Below are 1,372 nucleotides of genomic sequence, written 5' to 3' on the forward strand. Positions count from 1 at the left end.
TGGGTGCGGAATCTGCGTGAGCCGGTGCGGTTCGCCCCGGTGGTCGAAGGGCTGGCGCGGGCGGGTGCCGGGGTGTTCATCGAGGCCAGCCCTCATCCGGTGCTGGTTGCCGGCATCGGTGACACGGTGGCGGAGGCCGGGGCGCAGTGCGCGGTAGTGGAGACCCTACGCCGGGATCACGGCGGCATGCTCCAGTTCCTCACCAGCGCCGCGCAAGCTCATGTGCACGGTGTGGATCTGGACTGGGACGCGGTCTTCGGCGGTGCTGGGGCTCGTCGTGTCGACCTGCCCACCTACGCCTTCCAGCACAAACGCTACTGGCATGACCAGACGTCCGTCCTGCGTGGCAGCTTGAGCCCTGCCGAAGGCCGCTTCTGGGAGGCGGTCGAGGGCCAGGACCTCAGCATGCTGACGGAAGCCCTCGAACTGGACGGTACGGAAACCGACTCGCCGCTCGCGGCTGTGCTGCCGATGCTCTCCGAGTGGCGCCGTCGGCAGGCATCGTCGACTCCGCACGCTGACGGGCAGGCAGAGCGACGGCAAGAGGGCCAGGAAGACGGTCGTTCCGTCGGAGGTCTCCGGTCCGAACTCGAAAGGCTCTCGGAGCCCGAGCAACTGCGGCTGACACTCAGGCTGGTCAGCGCTCATGCGGCCGCCATCCTCGGGCACGAGTCGCCTGACGAGTTCGATGTCTCCGCATCGTTCAAGGACTTGGGCTTTGAGTCCATGACGGCGGTGAGGCTGCGGAATCGCCTGGTCGAGAGGACGGGGCTCCAACTGCCGAGGACGCTGCTGTATGACTTCCCCTCCCCCACGACCCTCGCCCGACACCTCAGGGACGAGGCGCTCGGGCTGACGGGTGGCGCCGCAACGGCACTGACGCAGGTGAGTAGCAGTGCCGACGAACCGATCGCGATCGTGTCGATGGCGTGTCGTTTTCCCGGCGGTATCGATTCGCCTGAGGACCTGTGGCAGCTGATACTGCGTGAGGAGCACACAGTATCGGAATTCCCTGAGGACCGCGGCTGGGATCTCAATTCGCTGTACGACCGGACTGCGGAGCGACCCGGGACCAGTTATACGCGCTACGGATCCTTCATACCAGACGCGGCACGTTTCGACGCCGGTCTCTTCGGGGTCAGTCCGCGTGAGGCGTTGGCGATGGATCCCCAGCAGCGGCTGATCATGGAAACCGTTTGGGAGACGTTCGAGCGTGCCGGGATTCCTGCCCATTCGCTGACCGGCAGCCCTACCGGTGTCTTCGTAGGGATTTTGGGACAGGAATATGGCTCCCGCCTGCAGAACGTCCCGGAGAACTACGAGGGCTTCCTCCTGACGGGTAACTCCGCCAGTATTGCCTCGGGTCGTGTGT

Annotated in this window: 1 protein-coding gene; it reads left to right on the plus strand. The window is 65.6% G+C overall.

Annotated elements, in window-relative coordinates; all coding sequences use genetic code 11:
- Positions 1 to 39 precede the first annotated feature (39 nt).
- A partial coding sequence (locus LG396_RS38750; protein WP_308190167.1) for a beta-ketoacyl synthase N-terminal-like domain-containing protein occupies positions 40 to 1,372 on the plus strand: 1,333 nt, incomplete at its 3' end.

The organism is Streptomyces aculeolatus (assembly GCF_020400605.1).
Taxonomy (GTDB): domain Bacteria; phylum Actinomycetota; class Actinomycetes; order Streptomycetales; family Streptomycetaceae; genus Streptomyces; species Streptomyces aculeolatus.